The 17,253-nt window shown below is 37.3% G+C and carries 14 protein-coding genes; 6 read left to right on the top strand and 8 right to left on the bottom strand.

Annotated features, from left to right (window positions below; all coding sequences use genetic code 11):
* Nucleotides 1-8: 8 nt before the first annotated feature.
* The 8 genes from D0T18_RS00385 to rpmH form a co-directional block, all read right to left on the bottom strand.
* Nucleotides 9-1,361 (bottom strand): ParB/RepB/Spo0J family partition protein, encoded by a 1,353-nt coding sequence (locus D0T18_RS00385; protein ID WP_102155565.1) that lies wholly within the window; start codon nt 1,359-1,361, stop codon nt 9-11.
* The gene (locus D0T18_RS00380; protein WP_004110194.1) at nt 1,361-2,332 is read right to left on the bottom strand and encodes a ParA family protein; all 972 of its coding nucleotides are present in this window, start codon (nt 2,330-2,332) and stop codon (nt 1,361-1,363) included. Before D0T18_RS00380 ends, D0T18_RS00385 begins: the two co-directional genes overlap by 1 nt.
* An 875-nt stretch (nt 2,333-3,207) precedes the next feature.
* Nucleotides 3,208-3,918, bottom strand: coding sequence for a 16S rRNA (guanine(527)-N(7))-methyltransferase RsmG (rsmG, locus tag D0T18_RS00375; protein ID WP_004109604.1), 711 nt, complete (start codon nt 3,916-3,918; stop codon nt 3,208-3,210).
* A 135-nt stretch (nt 3,919-4,053) separates the two neighbouring features.
* Entirely contained in the window at nt 4,054-4,608 is a 555-nt protein-coding gene (locus D0T18_RS00370) for a Jag family protein (RefSeq protein WP_004109601.1), read from the bottom strand.
* A 136-nt stretch (nt 4,609-4,744) separates the two neighbouring features.
* Nucleotides 4,745-5,758, bottom strand: a complete 1,014-nt coding sequence (gene yidC / locus D0T18_RS00365) for a membrane protein insertase YidC (RefSeq protein ID WP_064621826.1) — start codon at nt 5,756-5,758, stop codon at nt 4,745-4,747.
* A complete protein-coding gene (yidD, locus tag D0T18_RS00360; RefSeq protein ID WP_076003119.1) occupies nt 5,758-6,078 on the bottom strand; it encodes a membrane protein insertion efficiency factor YidD in 321 nt (106 codons plus the stop codon). The genes yidC and yidD overlap by 1 nt, the downstream gene beginning before the upstream one ends.
* Nucleotides 6,079-6,116: 38 nt before the next feature.
* Nucleotides 6,117-6,614 carry a ribonuclease P protein component gene (rnpA, locus tag D0T18_RS00355; protein WP_033888537.1) on the bottom strand — a complete coding sequence of 166 codons (498 nt, stop codon included), beginning with the start codon at nt 6,612-6,614 and terminating at the stop codon, nt 6,117-6,119.
* Nucleotides 6,615-6,635: 21 nt separating this feature from the next.
* Nucleotides 6,636-6,770: a 50S ribosomal protein L34 gene (rpmH, locus tag D0T18_RS00350; protein WP_004106067.1), complete on the bottom strand. Its 135-nt coding sequence runs from the start codon at nt 6,768-6,770 to the stop codon at nt 6,636-6,638.
* Between the two features lie 388 nt (nt 6,771-7,158).
* On the opposite strand from rpmH, the gene dnaA reads away from it, so the two are divergent.
* The 6 genes from dnaA to gyrA all read left to right on the top strand — a co-directional run bounded on the left by dnaA (nt 7,159) and on the right by gyrA (nt 17,155).
* Nucleotides 7,159-8,778 carry a chromosomal replication initiator protein DnaA gene (gene dnaA / locus D0T18_RS00345; RefSeq protein WP_004109588.1) on the top strand — a complete coding sequence of 540 codons (1,620 nt, stop codon included), beginning with the start codon at nt 7,159-7,161 and terminating at the stop codon, nt 8,776-8,778.
* Between the two features lie 429 nt (nt 8,779-9,207).
* Nucleotides 9,208-10,332 (top strand): DNA polymerase III subunit beta, encoded by a 1,125-nt coding sequence (dnaN, locus tag D0T18_RS00340; protein WP_012913699.1) that lies wholly within the window; start codon nt 9,208-9,210, stop codon nt 10,330-10,332.
* A 98-nt stretch (nt 10,333-10,430) separates the two neighbouring features.
* Nucleotides 10,431-11,732: a DNA replication/repair protein RecF gene (recF, locus tag D0T18_RS00335; RefSeq protein WP_012913698.1), complete on the top strand. Its 1,302-nt coding sequence runs from the start codon at nt 10,431-10,433 to the stop codon at nt 11,730-11,732.
* Entirely contained in the window at nt 11,732-12,199 is a 468-nt protein-coding gene (locus D0T18_RS00330; protein ID WP_004109579.1) for a DciA family protein, read from the top strand. Before recF ends, D0T18_RS00330 begins: the two co-directional genes overlap by 1 nt.
* 180 nt (nt 12,200-12,379) lie before the next feature.
* The gene (gene gyrB / locus D0T18_RS00325; RefSeq protein WP_102703288.1) at nt 12,380-14,455 is read left to right on the top strand and encodes a DNA topoisomerase (ATP-hydrolyzing) subunit B; all 2,076 of its coding nucleotides are present in this window, start codon (nt 12,380-12,382) and stop codon (nt 14,453-14,455) included.
* Nucleotides 14,456-14,524: 69 nt separating this feature from the next.
* Nucleotides 14,525-17,155: a DNA gyrase subunit A gene (gene gyrA, locus D0T18_RS00320; protein ID WP_102703287.1), complete on the top strand. Its 2,631-nt coding sequence runs from the start codon at nt 14,525-14,527 to the stop codon at nt 17,153-17,155.
* Nucleotides 17,156-17,253 lie beyond the last annotated feature (98 nt).

Raw genomic sequence — 17,253 nt, 5'->3', positions numbered from 1 at the left:
TAAAACTACTATTCTTTTTTAGAAACAAGTAAACCAATAATTCGTTGCATTTCTTCAGGAGAAGAAAAGACAATCTCGATTCTTCCATGATTTTCTGTGCCCTTAATAGAAACTTTGGTAGCAAAATGCTCCTCAAGCTGCTTACGCACAGGCGAAGAAGACCACCGATTATTGCGACGCACACGCGTACGTGCTGCTCCATGAGATGTATCTTCATTCTTCAACGAAACAATCTCTTCAGTACTACGAACTGACAATCCTTCTGCAATAATGCGATTGGCTAGACTTTCCATATCTTCTGGATTTTCCAAGCCAAGTAGTGCTCGTGCGTGACCTGCAGAAAGCACGCCTGAGGCGACATGTTTTTGCACGCTAGCAGGAAGATTGAGAAGTCTTAAAGTATTAGCAATTTGTGGACGTGATTTTGATACAGACTGAGAAAGCTGAATCTGTGTTAAACCAAAATCATCTATCATCTGAGAATATGCTGCCGCTTCTTCAAGAGGATTAAGAGCAACGCGATGAAGATTTTCAAGCAATGCATCTCTTAACATATTTTCATCAGCAGTTGTGCGCACAATCGCTGGAACTGTATCAAGTTCAGCTAGCTGAGAAGCACGCCATCTTCTCTCGCCCATAATAAGTTCATAATGTGCAATTTGTTCATCATTTTTATCTGCATCAACAATAGGTCGCACAACTATAGGCTGTAAAACGCCGACTTCTTTAATAGATGACGCAAGTTCTCGCAGCTCATCTTCATCAAAAATTGTTCGAGGTTGATGCGCATTAGGAACAATATCTAACGGCTTAAGATAAGCTAAATATCCACCTTTTACTGGCTTCAAAGGCTCATTTTTTGCGGTTTTATTCGATTTTTCAGCAGCGTTATTTTTTTCACCAATAACGGTTTCTTCATTATTTTTTGCCTTAGACGACATAAATGTCGTTGATGCTGAATCTCCAAAAAAGAAATCCATAGGTCTAGTGACATCTCCAAGAGATGGCATAGTTGAACGTTTATGAGAATGCTTGTTAGTATGAATTGACGGCACGGTTTCACGTGAAACATTCTTTATTTTGTTATTATTCTTATCCGCGTGAGGAGCAATTGAATTGCTCATACTAGGGACCTTTGTTTCATGTGAAACATTTTTTGATTGATTATTATCTTTATGTAACGTTTCACGTGAAACTTTTGCTTGTTCTTCTAATTGACTATCCACAGATTCGGATTTTTTTGTTTCATGTGAAACATTAAATTGCAAATTATTAGATGCATCGGCAAGCGCATCCTCGCCAGGCAAAGCTGGGAACAAAGCACCTAAACCTTTACCCAGGCGAGACTTATTTCCACTCATTATTGATTCTCCTGTTGTTGTTCTTGTCGATTAGCATCTTGCTTTGCTGCAATAACAGATAATACTGTCTTAGACCTTTTCGCTATTTCTAACGCAGCTTCGCGATAAGAAATCGCTCCTGATCCATGAGGATCATAAGTAATAACACTTTGGTTAAAACTTGGCGCTTCAGGTATTTTCACAGTACGAGGAATCGTAGTCTCAAGCACAATATTTGGATAATGTTTTTTAACTTCTTGGAAAACTTCTCTGCCTAATAAAGTTCGCTTGTCAAACATAGTAACAAGCATTGTAGAAACAACTAAAATTGGATTGTAATGTTGCTGGACTAAACCAATAGTTCTTATAAGCTGTCCTAAACCTTCAAGAGCATAATACTCAGCTTGAATTGGTATAAGCATTTCACGTGCTGCACACATGGCATTAATCACTAACAAGCCAAGCGACGGAGGACAATCAATAAAAACATAATCGTAATGTTCGCTGCTATTATCAAGATATTCTTGCAAGGCATCCTTTAACAGATTATTACGATTATCCATATCTGCAAGCTCTAATTCAGCACCACTTAAATCAATGGATGCTGGCACAACATCAAGTCCTTCAATATCTGGGCAAGCATGTTTTACTTCAGCGATACTTTTTCGCCCTTCAAGAACATCGTAAACCGACAAATTACCAGAAGCATGAGGAGTATTTAATGCAGTTGACGCATTCCCTTGTGGATCCATATCAATAAGAAGTACTTTTGATCCACTTACTGCCATAGCTGCAGCAAGATTTACAGCAGAACTTGTTTTTCCTACTCCACCTTTTTGATTAGCAACAGCAATAAAACGCGTTTGCTTAGGCTTAGGATATTTCGCTTGTTCAATGGAATGAAAACGAGATGTCAAATCTGCCAATTCAATACCTAGGGAGGATTTTGAATCTCCAAAAATTCGTTGAATCGTTTCAGCAGCTGATTCCACGACGTATCACCCCCAATTAAATATGCGAAACTCTTAAAACAAAAATATCGTGTTTTAAGTTTCGTCGTTTCCATGGACATAAAAAGCACAAATTTTTTGATGTTTCACATGAAACATCAACACCTTATTCCATAACTAACTACATATTTTTCTAATCATAGAACACTAATATTAATGCTACTGCACACTACAAAATAGAAACAATCAATGCCTCGCCCTCCCCAAAACCTAATTGAACAATTTATATTCATGTGTGAGATTTTTCGCATTGATTGGATGCTTGTATGTTTCTGTAGCTTTGCACCAATGCTTTGCAAACGTTGCACATGAAGCTTTGCAGTAATGCTTTGCAAACGGCGATTATTTATTGATTAGCAAACTTTAACAGTATTGCTCTGCGGACGTTGAATATTTATCGCATAGAGAACACTAGCATCCGTGCTGCTGCGCACGTCACACCAGGCACTCCTACCACACCAAAAACACTAGCGGTTTTACTAATAGTGGGAGATAGGAATTGCTTGGTCGAGCAATATAAAAGCGGAACGATAGTAATAATCTTGTTGATGAATACTATTTTTGCAGAAAAAGTAAGTAAAAAACTAAACTTAACTACACAACCGCTAAGTCCAAATAAGGTATAAGAGCGGAGCGCTGCGAGACAAGTAATTCCTATCTCACACAGCCACACAAAGAAACCCGCCAGCCAAACACCCGCTAAAACTCACGCCACGCCAAACAAGAACTTTCGAGGCTCATCAGACCGTTTTCAGAAAACACCAGTCAAAACTCATAGACGATACGCAAGAACATCGCAAATAAAATTGCATCATACTAAACGAAAACTTGCGCAAACACAAATTTTAATTAAAAAATTAGGCTTTATTTACTATTACAACTGTAGTTGGTTGTAAGCCAGATGCAACAGGTGCCTCAAAAACATGAGTATCTATTCCACCGGCTTTTCGAATCATTTTTACAGCTTTTTCTACTTCTGCTTGAGCAGATTTACCCTTTAATGCTATTAATTTCCCGTGCTTATTCAATAGAGGAATAGTCCATCCAGCTAATTTCGTCATAGGAGCTACAGCCCTGCATGTTACTACATCAAACGCTGGAATTTCATGTGACTTAACTTTGTCAATAACTTCATCTGATCTGCCGTGAAATATAGTAACATTTTTTAATTTCATAAGAGCAACGCACTCACGCAACCAATCAACACGACGCTCCATAGGTTCAATCAAAGTAACGTCATAATCAGGTAAGCACGCAGCTAAAACTAGACCAGGAAAACCTCCGCCGCTACCTACATCTGCAACTCTTTTATTTTTTCTACCAACTATTGCTTCTTTAATAAAAGGAACAACTGCTGCAGAATTTAATATATGCCTTTCCCAGAGAATATTCATATCTCTAGGACCGATAAGACCTCTTATTAATCCTTCTTGCTGAAGTTTCACGTGAAACAGCTTACACTTTTCTAATGCTTCACCTAAAACCTCGTTCAGCAACGGGGATCCTTCCAATTCGTCCGCTATTTTTTGTGTATTTTCCTCGTATTTTTTATCTAAATTAGCTTCCATATTTTCCCCAAAACAAATAAAAGCAATATAAAAAATAAATAAAAAGTAACACAACAAAACATTTTTTGTTCCATTGTGTTACTTTTCATTTTATTTCTCTTTTCCTTCGAAAAGAAACAATTAAATAAAAATTAATTATTCTTCAGAATATTCGCCTTCTACATCGTCAATTTCATCAATATTCTCATCTTCAGAAGCAACTGAAGGCATGTAAACAGTTACATAGCGGCGTGGTTCTTCCCCATGTGAACGGGAGCGCAAACCTTCATCACGTACAGTATCATGCACAACTTTACGCTCAAAAGAATTCATTGGCTTCAAATTCACAGGTTCACCAGTTTCACGCACCTCATCAACAGCATCTAACGCAATATCGCGCAAATGCTGGCGCTTACGCTTTAAGAATCCATCTACATCAACTATAAGATGCGAACGATCACCAGTTTTTTGTTGAACAGCAAGACGACTCAATTGCTGCAAGGCATCGACAACCTCACCATTGCGACCAATTAAATTCTTAATATCAGTGTCATCATCTGCAACAATCTGAATCATTGGGCGATTATTGCGCACACCCATCTCAATATCACCCTCATAATCAGCAATATCGAGTAAGCCTTCTAAATAATCTGCGGCAATATCAGCTTCTTCATTGAGTTGATCAACCGTCCTCTTCTCATCTTGTACCATTAATTACTCCTTATCGTGAGAAAATTCACGTTTTACAAATTCCTGAAGTCTAGTTTAGCGGATAATAAAGCCAAGTTACTAACTTATTTTCAAGTCATAAAAATGACTTTATATATCCGCAAAATGTATCTAAATATTAGCGCTTTGCCACCTTACGTTTACGTTGTGGCTGTTTGCGCTGGAATCCCTCAATCTCTCTACGCTCAGCTTCTTCACGAGCTTTTTGAAGATTCTCTTCTTCAATAGAAGGCAACCCTTCGCGCTCACGACGAGCAGTTTCTTTTTGATAGTCACGCTTTTCTTTTTCTTCAGCTGCAGGAGATCCAGGAGTTGGGAATGCGTAAACCTGCCAAATTGAACGCAACATATTTATAACATTGTTTACTAACCAGTAAACCAACATTGCAAATGGCATAGCAAACGCAGAGAAAACGTAAATCAACGGGAATCCCCACATCATGAGCTTTTGTACAGTATATTGGCTACCCTGCTTAGACTCAGGCGGAAGATTCTTACGAATATTATTGAATTGCATGTACCACATTGCAGCACACATAAGTACAACAAATATAACTATGACAATTTTACCTGCGCCAGCAGTTGTCATAAAAGTATCTGCAACACCAACCCCAAATACGCGAGTTTTAATGAATTGCTGTGCTGTTGCAATATCAAAGGCACCAAGAGCTGCATGCTTACCACGAGCAATAAAAGGAATAACGGAAAGCGTATACCAAATACTCATAAACGCAGGACCCTGAATCATCATAGGTAGGCACGAACCAGCAGGATTGGCTTTGTTATCTTGATAAAGCTTCATCATTTCACGCTGCATAGCTTCTTTACTTGCAGGATCATTTTTGCCTTTATATTTTTGCTGTATTTTCTTAATCTTAGGCGCAATAGCTTGCATTTTGCGCATGCCTTTAATGCTTTTAATAAATGCAGGGAAAATGCACGCATGCACAACTAATACCAAGAATACGATGGAAAAAACCCAAGAGAAGCCAACTTCATTCATTCCCAGAAGAGTTAATAACTTATGGAATAATGACATAATTTGAGTCATGAGCCACTCAACTGGCGTCAAGATTTTATAAAACCATCCCAAGAATCCATTATCAAGTATGAAGTTATCTTGATTAAACATTAGTTTTCCTTGTCTTCTTCAGCCAAGGGAGTTAGCCGTGGCTCTTCATGTGCTTTAGACCAAGCACATCTGTAAAAAATCGAATATTTGCGGGGTACATCATCAATACTGCAGCTTGTCCAAGGTCTACAGCGTAGAAGGCGTAATAATGCAAGAATACCACCTTTAAACGTGCCATACCTAGCAATTGCTTCAATAGCATAACGCGAACACGTAGGATAGTATCTACAGCAAGCTGGTCTATTTGCAGAAATCGTGCGCTGATACCATCTAATTGCACTAATTACAAACTTAGAACTTAAACTTTTTTTACTACGCATAACAATAACCACCATTTACTCAAAATAATATATTTCAATTATCCTTGATTCTGATTATTCTCATGCATTTTGCAATTTTGTGTAGAACATAAATCTGCACTAATTTTGCCAAAAAGCTTTTGTATCTGGCATTGTAACGAATCAAATGAAGATTGAGCTGCAGAAGGTTTTGCTCTTAGCACCACATCACAACCTGCAGGTAATAAAGATTCATAATTTTTTGCGATTACTCGCAGACGTCTTTTTACCTTATTGCGAACTACAGCTTTCCCCACTGATTTAGATACAGCAAGACCTAGCCTCTTTACATGTTCAAATTTTTGATCATGTAAGAAGGTATCAGAAAATGCCGCGGGAGTATCACTTTCAAAACCCGTGGCAATATAATCTAAACTTGCACTTCTATCTTCGTTAAGTGTGCTCTGCACGGCTATATCGTCACGCATAATGTAATGCGCGACGATATCCCGAGAACTCACCTTGCGCCGTTTTTTTAGCACCGCAACAAAATCACGGTGGCTTTTCAGCCTTTCCATGCCTTACGACGCTACCTTAACTCAGGCAGACAGTGACTTGCGGCCCTTGGCACGACGACGATTAATTACTGCGCGACCTGCACGCGTACGCATGCGAACGCGGAAGCCGTGCTTCATGTGACGACGACGATTATTCGGCTGAAATGTCCTCTTCATAACTAATGCTCCTGTATTCAGCCACGCAAAAGCATGGCCCCGTATGAGTCAAGCTATACCAAAATACTATTACCCCTCACCAATGCTCAAAACTCCACATTTTCTTATTGAAGAATCAACATTGTCAGATATAAATAAAAATGATTTATTCACATTTCTATTACAATTTATTGTACACGCAAAATCGTTGAAAAATAGCCAAATCTCAGCTTTAAACTTATCCACAAATTACACACATGTTATTCACAATTAAACAATTTCAACACGCTAGACTGTGGATAACTTCGTAGGGTCAGAGTAAACATATCTTACTGATACTTATTACACACGTGCGCGCGTAAACAGAATCAGCATTATTACATGTGCTAAATGCAAGTTTGGGGGTGAAATGGCTGATACATTAGGCGATTCTACATCGCAAGCTGCTTTGGTATGGTCTAATACGCTTACTGTTTTACAGCATAACGCCCTTTTAACTGCGCGCGATAAAGGTTGGTTTGAAGGTGTTAAACCAGAAGCAATCTTTGGAACGACCATTGTTTTGTGCGTATCCAATGCTGAAACGCAACAAGCTTTGCAAAATGAATTAAATTCTCCTCTACTTACAGCATTAAAAATTTGCACTGGTAAAGATATGTTTCCTGCTTTTAGGATCGTCCCTCAATCTGAATATCAGGAAAAAGCTGCACAAAATTCTTCAAATTCTTTATCTCATCAAGCACAGAACAATGCGAATTTAAATAAAAATAAAATAGTAACTGATAATACAGTTTTGCCTGTTGATAATATTTCAGTTTCATCATCTAATAATTTGTCATCGGTTACAGCAAATAATTCATCTCCTGTACAACCAGATTTTGATCATGCAACTGGAATATCTACTCTTCAACAAACTGATATTTCTACTGAACAGGCTGCACAGCAAAAAATGCCTGTCTCTGTTCAACGCGATGCAATTACACATTTAAATACGTGCGCAACTTTTGATACTTTTGTGCCTGGCGATTCAAATCGTTTTGCAAGAACTGTAGCTTTGGCAGTCGCAGAGGGTTCCGGCAGAGATTTTAATCCTTTATGTATTTATGGTGGCTCCGGTCTTGGCAAAACTCACTTGCTTAATGCAATTGGCAATTATGCTTTAGTAAAAGATTCTTCACTTAAAGTGCGTTATGTAACAAGTGAGGAATTCACTAATGAATTTATTGAAGCTCTTCAAACACCAAATCAAAGTCAAGGTCAAATCGCTGATTTTAATAGGCGATATCGTGAAGTAGATGTTCTTCTTATTGACGATATTCAGTTCCTTGGTGGAAAAGAAGCAACACTTGAACAATTCTTCCATACTTTTAATTCTTTATATCAAGCAAATAAGCGAATAGTTATAGCTTCAGATGTTGCGCCAAAAAATCTTAAGGGATTTGAAGCACGCTTAATTTCCAGATTTGAATCAGGTCTTACGGTTGATATTAAACCGCCAGATTTGGAGACGCGTATTGCAATTCTGAGAATGATGGCATCAATGAATCACTGTAATGTTCCAAGTGACGTACTTGATTTAATTGCTGAACGTTTTACAGAAAATATTCGTGAACTTGAAGGTGCATTGACACGCGTTACTGCTGTAGCATCTTTAAGTAATCAGCCTGTTAGTAAAGCTTTAGCTGAACAAGCATTACAAGATTTCTTTGCTACAGATATTGAAGTAAGGCCAACTGACATCATTAGTCAAGTAGCTCAGTATTTCCACATGACTTTTGATGAACTTGTTGGTCGTCAGCGCACAAAGAATGTTGCACTCGCTCGTCAAATTGCAATGTATCTTGCAAGAGAAATGACAAGCATGAGTTTGGTTGATATTGGCGAAGTTTTTGGCGGTAGGGATCATACTACAGTTATGCATGCTTATACTCGAGTAAGTGGCGAGATGCAAGAAAAGCAAGAAATTTATAACTACGTTATGGAATTAACTGTTCGTTTAAAACAAAATCCTGTTGAGCGTAGAAATTAAACTTATTTTCCACATATTCATGAATAAATGTTTAAAAGTTTATAAAAAGTTATCCACATACTTAATAACAAATGTGGGTAAAAGCTGAGCATAACTCGTGGAAAACGCCGCGTAAAAATGTTATTAAGTTGTTTATAAGGCATTTAAAAATGTGGAAACTCTAAAAAATAGAAAAAGTTGTGGATAAGTTCCCCACTTATACACATTGTTGTTCTTGTGTTATCCACATCTTTTAATTGTTAATAAGTCTTTTTAAAAGCGGTTTTTGAGCACTTTTCCACATATACACAGTCTTTATTACTACTTTTATTTACTACTTAGTTAATAAGAAAAATAACAATTGCAAAAGCAATGCAAACATTGAAAAATATTTTTTGTAGACACCCTCATACTGTAGAATAAATGCAGACTTTACAGAAAAGAGGAAGCATGAAAGTAGAAGTCAACTCTGCATCATTTGCTGATGCTGTAGCTTGGACTACACGCGTAATTGACTCACGCCCTGCAAACCCTATTCTTGCAGGCTTAAAAATTGAAGCAGCAAATGGCACATTGCAGCTTTCTGCATTCAACTATCAAATTTCTAGCTGCCATCACATTGAAGCTGGTGTTGACGAAGAGGGAAGCATACTTATTCTAGGCAAATTGATGGCAGATATTACTAAGTCTCTTCCTGCAGAAAAAACTTATCTAAAATCTGAAAATAATACTTTGACTATTACTTCCGGAAAATCAACATTTACTCTACAACTTATGCCTCTTGGAGAGTATCCTGACTTGCCTGAACTGCCTCATAAATTAGGTCAGGTTGATGCACCAACATTTATTCAAGCTGTAAATCAAGCATCTGTTTCTACATCTAGAGAAGAAAATAGACCGGTTCTAACTGGAATTAGGATCCAATTTGAAGATGACACCGTTACTATGACTTCTACTGATAGATTCCGTCTATCTAGATCTACTTTTAAGTGGACACCAGAACATAATGACATTCATTCGACCACTCTTACTCGTGGGTCATTACTAAGAGATATTGCTCATTCTCTCGACGATCATCAAAATGTTATTATCCATTTTAATGAGGAAGATAAGTCACTTTTAGGTTTTGAAAATTCCGGTCGTACAAGTACTTCACAAATAATTGATGGAGAATTCCCTTCTGTAGATCGACTATTCGTAGATGAATATCCTATTCACGCAATTATTAATAAACAATTATTGATAAATGCAATTAAGCGAGTATCTTTAGTCGCCGAAAGAAATGCTCCTATTCGAATGATTTTTTCAAATCAGGAGTTAACTTTGAGTGCTGGTACTGCTGACGAATCACAAGCAAAAGAAGTACTTGATATCGATATGGATGGAGAAGACATAACTGTTGCCTTTAATCCGAACTACTTACTTGAAGGGTTAGGAGCTATTCCAGAGCCATTTGTGCATATGAAAATGGCAACAGCTGTAAAACCTGTTGAATTTAATGGTCAGCAGGAATCAGATGGTGATGAATCAACAGATTATCGCTATTTGCTTGTTCCTATGCGTTTTAATAATTAATATTGTTGCGATATTGCATTGTATTTTAGATTATTTTTTGATGTACAATGTAATATCGCATTTTTCTTTTAAAACTATTAAGAAAGGGTAATTAAGCAATGTATATTTCGCGAATTGCCCTTGATACATTTCGTTCTTGGAACCATATAATTTGTGATTTCAACCCTGGAATAAATGTTATATATGGCAATAATGGTTTAGGAAAAACCAATATTGTAGAAGCATTAGAAGTTACTGGTACTGGAATAAGTCACAGAACATCTTCAACATTGCCTCTTATTAAAAAAGGCTATGAAAAATCAATAATAAGAATAAATACCATTAATAATGATATAAATTATAAAAAAGATGAAACAAATACTGGCTTAAGTAATATTGCATCTTTAGAAAGTAATTTAAATCAAACAACTTATGAAATAGATCTTTATGTAAAAGGTTCTAATAGAGCACATATAAATTCTGGTAAAGCATTATATGTTAAAGACATTGTTGGATTATTGCCAATAGTTTCTTTTACTCCAAGAGACCAATTTCTTATAATTGGTGATCCTAATGTTAGACGTACTTTTATCGATCAAGCTGGATCTTTGTTAATACCAAATTATGTGCAATTATTGCAAGAATTTAAACATATTTCTAAACAGCGTGCTGCATTACTAAAAAATATTAGAGATTTTTCATACAAAAATCAGACAGTTTCATTATCCGGATTAGAAATTTGGACTGGTAAATTTATTGAAAGTGGTATTAACTTAACAAAAGCACGCCAAGAAACTGTGCAAATTATTAATAAATATTTCAAAAATATAATTAAATCTTTTACTAATGAAGAAAATACGGAAATAATATATGTTCCTTCTTTTGAAGAAGTATTATTTGAAAAAAAGAGTGATGAAAATATTGAAGATAAAAACGAGCTTTTTTCTAAAATAAGTGAGCATTTTCAACGTATTTATGATGGAGAGCTAGCTAGAGGATGCAATCTTATTGGCCCTCATCGTGATGATATTGACTTTGCTATTAATAATATTTCTGCTAAAGATTTTGCTTCGAATGGTGAATCTTGGACAATTGCAATAGCTTCAAAAATGGCATTATGCAAGGCATTAGAAGAAAAAAATAATGATAAACCTATTGTTATTCTTGATGATGTATTTGCACAACTTGATGAAAACAGGCGTATAAGAATATTAAATTTTGCACTTAATCAAGGTCAAGTTTTTATTACTACTTCTTCTCTTAGCGACATTCCTAATAAAGAATATATTAAAAAAACAAATCTTATAAATATTGGAAAACTATTAGAAAAAAATAATGAAATTAATAATTTCAGTGAAGAGCATAATAATATTTTGCTTGATGTAATAGAACAAAGAAAAAATAAGCAGGAGGAAAAATAATGATTCCTGTTAATATTCTTTTAAAAATTGATACTCGAAAATTACCTGCAATTATTTTTGATCCTATTAATAGAAAAGCTGAACGCGAAAATAATCGTGAAAAAAATGCAGAACAAGCTTGGGAAAATTTTGGAAAACCTGGTAGAGATCCTAAATCATTCTGTGGTATTTTAAAAAATTTTGCTTCTGAAAGTAATTGGAATAGTCAACTTTCTATAGCAAAATTACGTTCTTCTTGGCATAAAGTAGTAGGGGAAAGTATTGCAAAACATTGTGAAATAAGTCAAGTTGTAAATGGCGTGCTTATTGTTCGTGCTCAATCAACAGTTTGGGCAACTCAACTTTCTTATTTAATTCCACAATTAAAAGAAAAAATTAATAATAACCTTGAAAATATTGAAATAAAAGAAATTAAAGTTATTGGTCCAACAACGAGTGGATTAGGATTTTTAAGAAATAAATTTTAATAATATTATTATATTTTTTAAAAATAGTAAAAATGCCTATTTCTGAAGAGAGGTCATAGTATGTGTGTAGAATGTCATGTATTATGGCTAAAACGCTAGAATCCCCTTTTATGTGCTTTCTGGCATATGTTGGCTCTATAAATGCCTTTTAATATGAGGCAATTTGTGAAGGGACCTAAAGTGGCAAACACGGAAGATAATTCGATGGATAATGCCGTCGAAGAGCATAAACTCGATGATGCTCAACTCGATGATTCACTTGCTCCTGAACATTATGATGCGAGTGACCTTCGTGTTCTAGAAGGATTAGAGGCAGTTCGTATTAGACCAGGCATGTATATTGGTTCTACTGGTCCTCGTGGATTGCATCATTTGGTTTATGAGATTGTTGATAATTCTGTTGATGAAGCTTTGGCAGGATATGCTTCGCATATTGAAGTAACAATTTTGCCTGATAATGCTATTCGTGTTGTCGATGATGGTCGAGGTATTCCAGTAGATGAAGTGCCAGGCGAAGGTGTTTCTGGTGTTGAAACAGTTATGACTAAGCTTCACGCTGGCGGTAAGTTTGGTGGCGGCGGTTATGCTGTTTCTGGTGGTTTACATGGTGTAGGTATTTCTGTTGTTAATGCACTTTCTACTCGTGTAGAAATTGAAGTTCGTCGTCAAGGATTCCACTGGACTCAAACTTATGTTGATCAGCATCCAACTGCTCCTTTGGCAAAAGGTGAGCCAATGACAGAAGGAGAATCTACTGGAACTTCTGTGACTTTCTGGCCAGACGGAACAATTTTTGAAACAACAGTTTATGATTTTGAAACCTTGCGTTCTCGCTTCCAGCAGATGGCTTTCTTAAATAAGGGTTTGAAGATTTCTTTAACTGATTTACGTAAGCCAGATGAAGCTGGAGATGAAGTTGCAGGTGATTCCGAATCTTCTAGTGAAGAAAAGCATAGAAGCGTAAGCTACCAGTATGAGCATGGTATTAAAGACTATGTTGATTACTTAGTTAAATCTCGAAAAGCTGTTCCAGTAGAGCCAGATGTTATTGACTTTGAGGCTGAAGATCTTGAAATTGGTATTTCTGCGGAAATTGCTATGCAATGGACTGTTGCTTATTCTGAAGCAGTTCACACTTTTGCTAATACTATTTCGACTACTGAAGGCGGTACTCACGAAGAAGGATTCCGTGCAGCGCTTACTACTTTAGTTAATCGTTATGCTCGCGAAAAGAATATTTTGAAAGAGAAAGATACTAATCTTTCTGGTGATGACGTTCGCGAAGGCTTAACAGCAGTTGTTTCAGTAAAGCTTACAACTCCACAGTTTGAAGGTCAGACTAAAACAAAGCTTGGCAATTCTGAAGCTAAGACTTTTGTGCAAAGAGTCATGACTGAAAAGCTTGGAGATTGGTTTGATGCTCATCCAAATGAAGCAAAAAATATTATTCAAAAAGCTATAGAAGCTTCTCGTGCTCGACTTGCTGCTAAAAAAGCTCGCGAAAATACTCGTCGCAAGTCTATTTTTGAAACTGCTGGAATGCCAGATAAGTTGAAGGATTGCCAGTCAAGTAATCCTGAAGAATGTGAATTATTCATAGTCGAGGGTGATTCTGCAGGTGGCTCAGCAATTCAAGGTCGCGATCCTATTACGCAAGCAATTTTGCCTTTGCGTGGTAAGATTTTGAATACTGAACGCGCTTCAATCGACAGAATGATGAAGTCTGAAACTATTGAATCCTTAATTACTGCTGTTGGTGGTGGTTATGGAGAAGACTTCGATTTAAGCAAGGTTCGATATCACAAAGTCATTATTATGGCTGATGCTGATGTCGACGGTGCTCATATTGCTACTTTGAATTTGACATTATTTTTCCGCTATATGCGTCCTATGATTACTGCAGGATACGTTTATGTTGCTATGCCGCCTTTGTACCGTTTGAAGTGGAGCAAGGGAGCACATGATTTTGTTTATACGGATGCTGAGCGAGACAGAGTTTTGGCAGAAGGTAAAGCTGCTGGTCGTCAACTTCCTAAAGGTGAAGGTATTCAGCGATACAAGGGCTTGGGTGAAATGAGTTATCAGGAGTTGTGGGAAACAACAATGGATCCTGAGCATCGTATTTTGAAGCAAATTCATATTGAAGATGCTGCTCGAGCTGATGAAACATTCTCCATGCTTATGGGCGATGAAGTAGAGCCTCGTAGACTCTTTATTCAAAGAAATGCTCATGATGCAAGGTTTATTGACGCTTAAAAGTATTAATTTATTCGAAAAGATAAAAAGAAAAAACTTTAATTTTTATAAGATTAAGAAGGAATTGAAGTGGTAGACGAAATAAATTCCGCTCGTGATGGTGCTGAGCGAGATCAGCTTCCAGATGGTTCTATGGAACCACAGAGCCCTCAGGAAGCAGATAATACTGATTATGGCTTAATGAAGGGTGCTCGCGTAAAGAACATGGATTTGCAGCAGGAAATGCGTGAATCTTATTTAGCTTACGCATTATCTGTTATTGTTGAGCGTGCTTTACCAGATGTTCGTGATGGTTTAAAACCTGTTCACCGTCGTGTTATTTATGCAATGTATGATGGAGGATACAGGCCTGATCGCGGATATAACAAGTGTTCTCGCGTTGTCGGTGATGTTATGGGTAAGTATCACCCTCATGGTGATTCTGCTATCTATGACACTTTAGTGCGTATGGCTCAGTCTTGGTCAATGCGCTATATGCTTGTTGATGGTCAAGGAAACTTTGGTTCTCCTGGTGATGATCCTGCAGCAGCAATGCGTTATACGGAATGTCGTATGGCACCGTTGGCTATGGAAATGGTACGAGATATCGATAAAGATACCGTTGATTTCCTGCCAAATTATGATGGTAAAACTCAAGAGCCTACGGTTTTGCCAGCTCGTTTCCCGAATCTTTTAGTTAATGGTTCTGCTGGTATTGCTGTTGGTATGGCAACCAATATTCCACCTCATAATATGCGTGAAGTGGCTGATGGTGTGCACTGGGCGTTGGATCATCCTGATGCAAGCAAAGAAGAACTTCTTGAAGCTTTAATTCAGCGAATTAAAGGACCTGATTTCCCTACTGGAGCAACAATCTTAGGTCACAAGGGAATTGAGCAAGCGTACCGCACAGGTCGCGGCTTAATTACAATGCGAGCAGTAGTTAATACTGAGGAAATTAAGGGACGCATGTGCTTGGTTGTTACCGAGCTTCCATACCAAGTTAATCCTGATCGCTTAGCTGCTTCTATTCGTGAAGCTGTACGAGATGGCAAAATTCAAGGTATTGCAGATATGCGCGACGAAACGTCTGGTCGTACTGGTCAGCGTTTGGTTCTTGTTCTTAAGCGTGATGCTGTTCCAAAAGTTGTTTTAAATAATTTGTATAAGCATTCGCAATTGCAGCAAACTTTCGGCGCAAATATGCTTGCTTTGGTTGATGGCGTTCCTAGAACTTTGAGTTTGGATGCGTTTATTCGTCATTGGGTAACTCATCAGCTTGAAGTAATTGATAGGCGTACACGTTACTTAAAGCGTGAAGCTGAAGAGCGAGATCATATTTTGCAAGGCTATTTGAAAGCTTTGGATATGATTGATGAAGTTGTGGCTTTAATTCGTTCATCTAAAGATGTTGAAACTGCTCGTACTGGTTTAATGAATTTGCTTGATGTTGATGAAGTTCAAGCGGATGCCATTCTTGCAATGCAACTTCGTAGACTTGCAGCTTTGGAACGTCAGAAGATTCTCGACGAGCATGAAGATTTGATGATTAAAATTGCTGATTACAACGATATTTTGGCAAGCCCAGAACGTCAGCGCAAAATTGTTGGCGATGAACTTGATGAAATTGTTGCAAAATATGGTGATGATCGCAGAACTAAGATTCTTCCATTCTCTGGTGAAATGAATGTTGAAGATCTTATTGCTGAAGAAAACGTTGTTGTAACAGTAACTCGCGCAGGTTATATTAAGCGTACTAAGGCAGACGAGTATCGTGCTCAACATCGCGGTGGTAAAGGCATTAAGGGTGCAAAGCTTCGTGAAGATGATGTAGTTGATCACTTCTTCTTAACTTCTACACACAATTGGTTGCTCTTCTTTACTAATCGTGGTCGAGTTTATCGTCTGAAAGCCTACGAACTTCCAGAAGGATCTCGCGATTCTAAAGGTCAGCATGTTGCTAATTTGTTGCAATTTACTCCTGGAGAAACAATTCAAGCAGTGTTATCAATTCCAAATTATGATGTTGCTAAATACTTGGTATTGGCAACTCGTTCCGGGAAAGTTAAGAAAACTGCATTGCAAGAGTATGATTCTCCACGTCAAGGCGGTTTGATTGCTGTACGTTTGATGGCAAATGAAGAAACAGGTGAACCTGTCGACGAGCTTATTGGTGCAGCTTTGTGCAATTCAGAAGATGACATTATTCTTGTTTCTAAGCTTGGAATGAGTTTGAAGTTTAGAGCAGATGATGAACAACTTCGACCAATGGGTCGTCAGACTGCCGGCGTTCAGGGTATGAGATTCCGTGAAGGTGACGAATTACTCGATATGGACGTTGTTGCGGCAGAAACTAGTAAAGATCTTCTTGTTGTTACTAATGAAGGTTTTGCTAAGCGAACTGCTATTGAAGAGTATCGTTTGCAAGGAAGAAACGGCTACGGTGTTAAAGCTGTTCAACTTGCAGAGGGTCGTGGTTCATTAGTTGGAGCTTTGATTGTTGAAGAAACAGATCAAGTAATGGCAATTATGAAGTCCGGTAAGGTAATTCGTTCTGACGTTAATGAAGTGAAGCGCACTGGTAGAACAACTCAAGGCGTAACCTTAGCTAAGCCGGATAAAGGCGATGAAATTATTTCTATTGCCCGTAATGAAGAAACGGATGACGAAGAAAATCAATTAGAAGAAAAAGAAGCTACTTCAGAAAATGAGGAAGCTTAAGAAACTTCTTATGTGGAATAATATTAATAATATTATTCCACAAAAATTTGAGAGTACTAATAAAAACTGTTCTAGTCTGTTTTTATTGGTACTCTCAT

The organism is Gardnerella swidsinskii, from assembly GCF_003397705.1.
Lineage (GTDB): Bacteria > Actinomycetota > Actinomycetes > Actinomycetales > Bifidobacteriaceae > Bifidobacterium > Bifidobacterium swidsinskii.
The sequence above is the reverse complement of the archived record's forward strand: the minus strand, read 5'-3'. Positions and strand labels throughout refer to the sequence as shown.

Bases quoted from the DNA above. Each gene is read 5' to 3' on its own strand.
- yidC (WP_064621826.1), bottom strand. From the start codon at position 5,758: ATGTTTAATCAAGATAACTTCATACTTGATAATGGATTCTTGGGATGG.
- yidD (WP_076003119.1), bottom strand. From the start codon at position 6,078: ATGCGTAGTAAAAAAAGTTTAAGTTCTAAGTTTGTAATTAGTGCAATT.
- D0T18_RS00330 (WP_004109579.1), top strand. From the start codon at position 11,732: ATGATTCCTGTTAATATTCTTTTAAAAATTGATACTCGAAAATTACCT.
- rpmH (WP_004106067.1), bottom strand. From the start codon at position 6,770: ATGAAGAGGACATTTCAGCCGAATAATCGTCGTCGTCACATGAAGCAC.
- rsmG (WP_004109604.1), bottom strand. From the start codon at position 3,918: ATGGAAGCTAATTTAGATAAAAAATACGAGGAAAATACACAAAAAATA.
- dnaN (WP_012913699.1), top strand. From the start codon at position 9,208: ATGAAAGTAGAAGTCAACTCTGCATCATTTGCTGATGCTGTAGCTTGG.
- dnaA (WP_004109588.1), top strand. From the start codon at position 7,159: ATGGCTGATACATTAGGCGATTCTACATCGCAAGCTGCTTTGGTATGG.
- D0T18_RS00385 (WP_102155565.1), bottom strand. From the start codon at position 1,361: ATGAGTGGAAATAAGTCTCGCCTGGGTAAAGGTTTAGGTGCTTTGTTC.
- D0T18_RS00370 (WP_004109601.1), bottom strand. From the start codon at position 4,608: ATGGTACAAGATGAGAAGAGGACGGTTGATCAACTCAATGAAGAAGCT.
- rnpA (WP_033888537.1), bottom strand. From the start codon at position 6,614: ATGGAAAGGCTGAAAAGCCACCGTGATTTTGTTGCGGTGCTAAAAAAA.
- recF (WP_012913698.1), top strand. From the start codon at position 10,431: ATGTATATTTCGCGAATTGCCCTTGATACATTTCGTTCTTGGAACCAT.